The organism is Streptomyces sp. NPDC004658 (assembly GCF_040609555.1).
Taxonomy (GTDB): Bacteria; Actinomycetota; Actinomycetes; order Streptomycetales; family Streptomycetaceae; genus Streptomyces.
Window position 1 is genome coordinate 111,255 of sequence record NZ_JBEXKG010000006.1, and the last position, 6,000, is coordinate 117,254.

A 6,000-nucleotide genomic window follows, 5' to 3' on the forward strand; every position below is an offset into this window, starting at 1 on the left:
AGCACCGGTCAAGGCGCTCCCCGCGCGTGTGCAGGTTCTCTCCTCCGGCTCCCGTCCGGACCTCCGGCCGCCCCTCGCGGGCCGCTCCGGCCTTCCTCCCGGGTACCCGCCCTCCACCGAAGCGGGAGCGGCTGACGCGGCGCTGACGGGGGGCTGGCACCGGACCGGCCGACTAGGAGTTCAGGTAGGTGAGAACGGCCAGAACCCGCCGGTGGTCCCCCTCGCTCGGGGCCAGACCGAGCTTCAGGAAGATGTTGCTGACGTGCTTCTCCACGGCACCGTCGCTGACCACCAGCTGCCGGGCGATCGCCGAGTTCGTCCGCCCCTCCGCCATCAGCCCCAGCACCTCGCGCTCCCGGGGCGTCAGCCCTGCCAGCACGTCCTGCTTGCGGCTGCGGCCGAGGAGCTGCGCCACCACCTCCGGGTCCAGCGCCGTACCGCCCTCGGCGACCCGCACGACCGCGTCCACGAACTCCCTGACGTCCGCCACCCGGTCCTTGAGCAGGTAACCGACGCCCCGGCTGGAACCGGCCAGCAGTTCGGTGGCGTAGCGCTCCTCGACGTACTGCGACAGCACCAGCACCCCGAGACCCGGGTGGAGCCGGCGCAGCAGTACGGCCGCCCGGACGCCCTCGTCGGTGTGCGTCGGCGGCATCCGTACGTCCGCGACCACCACGTCGGGCAGCTCACCGCGCTCGTCGAGTTCCGAGATGGTCTTCACCAGCGCGTCCGCGTCGCCGACGCCCGCCACGACGTCGTGACCGCGGTCGGTCAGCAGCCGGGTCAGGCCCTCCCGCAGCAGCACTGAATCCTCGGCGATGACCACCCGCACCCTGTCCTCCACGATTCTTCCGGCCCCCCAAGCCCGATCCCCCGTGACGCCGTCCGCCCGGGGCGTCCTTCCGGGGGTCCAGCATTCCAGCAATCCCCCCGGTCCGCCGCCGGACGCGGGGGAATACCGGCGGAATACCGGGGGCGCGGCCGGGGCGCGCCTCGGGGGCGCGGACGCATCCACTCGCGCCGCGCGGTGCCGCCGCTCACGGACTCAGGCGCTTGCTGCGCTGCCGTTCAGGCGACAGGCGCGCCACTGCTCAGCCGTTCAGGCACAGGCGTGAGGTCGCGTGAGCGCTCGGGCGCAGGCGCGCCGTCGCCTACGCGCCTTGGCGCATGCCGTCCCGCGCTCCGCTCTGAGCCGTTCGGGCGGTCAGCCGCGCCAGGGCAGTTCCGCGATCACCCGGGTGGGGCCGCCCGCCGGGGAGTCCACCATGAGGATGCCGTCCACCGCGCCCAGGCGGGCGGCGAGACCGGCCAGCCCGGAACCCTGGGAGGGGTCGGCGCCGCCCACGCCGTCGTCGGTGACCTGGAGCATCAGCCGGTCCTCCGAGCGCCAGACGTCGACGGAGGCGGAGCGGGCCCCGCTGTGCTTGCTGATGTTCTGGAGCAGCTCGGAGACGGTGAAGTAGGCGATGCCCTCGATGGCGGGCGCGGGCCGGGCCGGCAGGTCGACCTCGACCCTCACCGGCACCGTGCAGCGGGAGGCGACCGCCGACAGGGCCGCGTCCAGGCCCCGGTCGGTGAGCACGGCCGGGTGGATGCCCCGGGCCAGGTCGCGCAGCTCCTGGAGGGCCGTCTTCACCTCGCCGTGCGCCTCCTCCACCATCCGCGCCGCCGTCCGCGGGTCCTCCCGCAGCTTCTCCTTCGCCAGCCCCAGGTCCATCGCCAGGTTCACCAGCCGGGCCTGCGCCCCGTCGTGCAGGTCCCGCTCGATGCGGCGCAGATCGGCGGCGGCCGTGTCGACCACGACCCCCCGGTCCGACTCCAGCTCCACCACCCGCGCCGACAGCGGCGACGGCCCGAGCAGCCCCCGCACGAGCAGCCCGTCCACGGTCGTCAGGGCCCGTACGAGCCAGGGCGTGGCCAGCGTGAACACCAGCCCGACCAGCGCCGTCACGGTGATCTCGAAGGGGTTGTCGAGGTAGACGCTGTGATGGGCGTCGCCGTACAGCTGGATCCCGCCCTCGCCGGCGTACGCCGGGAACACCCAGAACCACACCGGATAGGTCAGCAGCCCCCAGCCACAGGACCAGAAGGTCACCGCCACCGAGAACGAGAACACCGCCCACGGGAACTGCACCAGCGCGTACAGCACGTGCCGCCAGGAGGCACCGCTCTTGAGCACCGCGCCCATCCAGGCCGCCGCGCCCGGCTTGCGCGGCCGCAGCGGCTCCGGGTCGGACACCTCCAGGCCCAGCAGGCCGCGCGCCCGCGCCCGCTCCAGCACGCCGAAGCCCCGGCAGCCGGCGAGCGCCGCCGCCAGCACCGGGATGCCGAGGAAGGTCACCAGCAGTCCCGCGCCGAGCGCGACCATCGTCACCGTCCAGGAGAACAGGACGGTCGCCACCGGCAGGCTCAGCAGCACGTAGCCGAACTCGCGCCAGCTGCGCGCCTCGAAGGGCGCCCGCAGCCCGGCGGGGAGCCGGTGCCGCGGCTCGCTGCGGGTGGCGTACCCCTGTCCGTAGTCCGTGACCATCGGTGTCGTCCCGTTCTCCTCGTTCCGGCGGCGGTTCCAGCCGTACATCCAGGGTCGTCCGCGGGGCGTTGCAGGGACATGGAGTCCGTCGGCGTCTTGAGCGGGGGGTTTTCCCCACCCCGCGCTCCCCGGGGCCGTGCGTCCGTAAATGCGCTGTCGGTGTGCGGCTCGGAAAGCTGTCGGTGTGCGGCTCAAAAAAGCCGCCACGCGCGCGTGAGGCTCTTCCGAGTCCCACGCGCGCGTGGCGGCGCGGTGGCCGGCTGCCGGCGGGGGCTTACTCCTGTCGGTTCCGCCAGGGCAGTTCCGCCGTGACCACCGTCGGACCGCCCGCCGGGGAGTCCAGGTCGAACAGGCCGTCCACCGCGCCCAGCCGGTCAGCCAGGCCCCGCATCCCGCTGCCCCCGTCCAGCCGGGCGCCGCCCCGGCCGTCGTCCCGGACCTGGATGAGCAGCCGGTCCTCCGAGCGCCAGACGTCGACGGAGGCGGAGCGGGCCCCGCTGTGCTTGCTGATGTTCTGGAGCAGTTCGGAGACGGTGAAGTAGGCGATGCCCTCGATGGCCGCCGCCGGCCGGGCCGGCAGGTCCACCGTCACCGTCACCGGCACCGTGCAGCGGGAGGCGACCGCCGACAGGGCCGCGTCGAGGCCGCGGTCGGTGAGCACGGCCGGGTGGATGCCCCGGGCCAGGTCGCGCAGCTCCTGGAGGGCCAGCTTCACCTCGCCGTGCGCCTCCGCCACCATCTCCGCCGCCGCGTCGGGGTCCTCCAGCAGCTTCTCCTTGGCGAGGCCCAGTCCCATCGCCAAATTGACCAGCCGCGCCTGGGCACCGTCGTGCAGGTCCCGTTCGATGCGGCGCAGATCCGCCGCCGCCGCGTCCACCACGATCCCGCGGTCGGACTCCAGCTCGGCGATCCGGCGCTCCAGCTCGTCCGAGGGCGACAGCAGCCCGCGCACCATCGCCCGGTCCAGGTTCGCCATGCCCCGCGCGAGGTACGGCAGCACCGGCCACAGGACGAACAACGAGGTCAGCACCGTGCAGAAGGTGAGGATGCCCCAGGGCAGCCGGATGGCGTCGTACAGCAGCGTCCGCCAGCCCACCGGGTCCTTCAACGCCATCCACAGCCGCTGCACCGGGCCGCCGCCCTTGCCGAGCGGCAGCGGCGACGGCTCCTCCACCCGTACCGCGAGCAGTTTCCGGGCGCGGGCCCGTTCCAGCTTGCCCAGCTGCCGGGCGCCCAGCAGGGACAGCGCGAGCAGCGGAAGACCGATCACGGTGAGCGTGAGGGTGCCGCCGGCCACCAGCACGGTGACCGCGTACGTGAAGCCGAACAGCGCCACCGGCAGGTTCAGCAGGAGATACGCGATCTCCTTCCACGTGTGTGCGTCATAGGCCGGCCGGGGCGGTGGCAGCCGGTGCAGGCCGTCGTGTCCGCCGTTTCCGGTGCGGCCGTCACGTTCGTCGGTGCCGTCGGTCCGGTCGGCGGCGGGGCTGGGAGCGGTCATGCTGATCAGCCTGCCGTGCGCGGCCCCGTCCACGCCATGCGGTACGCCGCCCTCCGCCGCCGGGGGAAAACCCCACCCGATCCCGGGTACCGGCTGTCCCACGGCCCGACGGGCTGCTTACCGGTTCTTTATCAGGGCCTAGACTCCCGTGCGTACAGGTCACGAGGTCTGCGGACGGGTCACGAGGTCAGGGAGCGAGGGACGAACGGTGCGGGAGACGCTGGGGGACTCGTCGTACGCCGCGGTGAACGTCGTCGCGGCCGGCTACTTCCGGTCCTATTCGGTGGTCGGACTGCTCGCCCTCATCGGCGTGCTCTTCGTCGCGGTCGCCTTCGGTGCCGGCCGCCTGCTGCGCCCGGTCGTGCCGACACCGGAGAAACTCCTGACCTACGAGTGCGGCGTCGACCCCGTCGGCGAGGGCTGGGCCCACACCCAGGTCCGCTACTACGTGTACGCCTTCCTGTACGTGGTCTTCGCGGTCGACTCGATCTTCCTGTTCCCCTGGGCGACGGTCTTCGCCGCCCCCGGCTACGGCGCGACGACCCTCGTGGAGATGTTCATCTTCCTCGGCTTCCTCGCCGTCGGCCTGCTGTACGCATACAAGAAGGGCGTCCTGGCATGGACGTGAACCCCTCGGCCCCCGAGACCGTGTACCTGCCGGAGCCGAAGAGGCTGGGCGCGCTCGCCCGCCTCGCCCCCGAGCCGATGAAGGTCGTCCTGAACTGGGGCCGCCGCTACTCGCTCTGGGTGTTCAACTTCGGCCTTGCCTGCTGCGCGATCGAGTTCATCGCCGCGTCGATGGCCCGCCACGACTTCATCCGCCTGGGCGTGATCCCCTTCGCGCCGGGCCCCCGCCAGGCCGACCTGATGGTGGTGTCGGGCACGGTGACGGACAAGATGGCCCCGGCGGTCAAGCGCCTGTACGAGCAGATGCCGGAACCCAAGTACGTCATCTCCTTCGGCGCCTGCTCCAACTGCGGCGGCCCCTACTGGGACTCGTACTCGGTGACGAAGGGCGTCGACCAGATCATTCCCGTCGACGTCTACGTCCCCGGCTGCCCGCCGCGCCCCGAGGCGCTGCTCCAGGGCATCCTCAAGCTCCAGGAGAAGATCGCCCGCGAGTCGCTGGGGGAGCGGTACGGCAACGGGCCCGTCCGGCCGTCCGCCGCCGCCCTCCAGAGCGGCCTGGTGCCGCCGCCGGCGCCGGCCGGTGAAGGGGGCCCGCGATGAGCACGGCCGCCGGCTGGCTGCCCGCCCCCGCGGAGGAACTCTTCGGTACGCAGGCCACCGCTGAGGAGTCCTACGACGTCCTCACCGTGGACGTACCGCCGTCCGCCTGGCTCACCGCCCTGGAGACCGCCCGTACGACCCTGTCCTGCACCTACTTCGACTGGCTGAGCGCGGTCGACGAGCCGGGCACCGGCTTCCGGGTCTGCGCGCACGTCGTCGCCCTGCACCCGGTCCGCCGGCTCCTGGTGCGCACCACCGTGCCGCACGACGCCCCGGCCCTGCCCTCCGCCGTCGGCGTCTACGCGGGCGCCGCCTGGCACGAGCGCGAGACCCACGAGATGTTCGGCGTCGTCTTCGATGGCCACCCGGGCCTGGACCACCTCCTGCTCCCCGAGACCTTCGAGGGCCACCCCCTGCGCAAGGACTTCGTCCTCGCCGCCCGCGTCGCCAAGGCCTGGCCCGGCGCGAAGGAACCCGGCGAGTCCGAGCACGGCGGCCCGAAGCGCCGCCAGGTGCTGCCCCCGGGCGTGCCCGACCCCAACGAGTGGGGCCCCCTGAAGGGCCAGCTCCCACCCGCTCCGACCCGCCCGGCCAGGGCGGCGGCGGGCCGCGCGGCGGGCGAACGTCCGGTACGGCGCACCCGCTCGGCCGCGGAGGGCTCGGCCGGCCAGGCCGCTGCCACGGGCGGGGCCGGGGACGCCGGTGCCGGTGCTCCTGGCAGGCCGCGCCGGATGCGCAG

General features: G+C 73.4%; 6 protein-coding genes. 3 read left to right on the forward strand and 3 right to left on the reverse strand.

Annotation, left to right across the window (positions count from 1 at the left end; genetic code table 11):
* Nucleotides 1-172: 172 nt before the first annotated feature.
* The 3 genes from ABZV94_RS04720 to ABZV94_RS04730 form a co-directional block, all read right to left on the reverse strand.
* On the reverse strand, nt 173-844 hold the full coding sequence (locus ABZV94_RS04720; protein WP_356337132.1) for a response regulator transcription factor: 672 nt from the start codon (nt 842-844) through the stop codon (nt 173-175).
* 360 nt (nt 845-1,204) lie between these two features.
* The gene (locus tag ABZV94_RS04725; RefSeq protein WP_356337150.1) at nt 1,205-2,530 is read right to left on the reverse strand and encodes a sensor domain-containing protein; all 1,326 of its coding nucleotides are present in this window, start codon (nt 2,528-2,530) and stop codon (nt 1,205-1,207) included.
* Between the two features lie 274 nt (nt 2,531-2,804).
* Nucleotides 2,805-4,031: a sensor domain-containing protein gene (locus tag ABZV94_RS04730; protein ID WP_356337134.1), complete on the reverse strand. Its 1,227-nt coding sequence runs from the start codon at nt 4,029-4,031 to the stop codon at nt 2,805-2,807.
* A 208-nt stretch (nt 4,032-4,239) separates the two neighbouring features.
* Between ABZV94_RS04730 and ABZV94_RS04735 the strand changes: the two genes are divergently transcribed.
* The 3 genes from ABZV94_RS04735 to ABZV94_RS04745 form a co-directional block, all read left to right on the forward strand.
* A complete protein-coding gene (locus ABZV94_RS04735; RefSeq protein WP_356337136.1) occupies nt 4,240-4,659 on the forward strand; it encodes an NADH-quinone oxidoreductase subunit A in 420 nt (139 codons plus the stop codon).
* Nucleotides 4,650-5,261: an NADH-quinone oxidoreductase subunit B family protein gene (locus ABZV94_RS04740; protein WP_356337138.1), complete on the forward strand. Its 612-nt coding sequence runs from the start codon at nt 4,650-4,652 to the stop codon at nt 5,259-5,261. Before ABZV94_RS04735 ends, ABZV94_RS04740 begins: the two co-directional genes overlap by 10 nt.
* The coding region (locus tag ABZV94_RS04745; protein ID WP_356337139.1) for an NADH-quinone oxidoreductase subunit C at nt 5,258-6,000 on the forward strand (743 nt) is incomplete at its 3' end. The genes ABZV94_RS04740 and ABZV94_RS04745, both read left to right, overlap by 4 nt.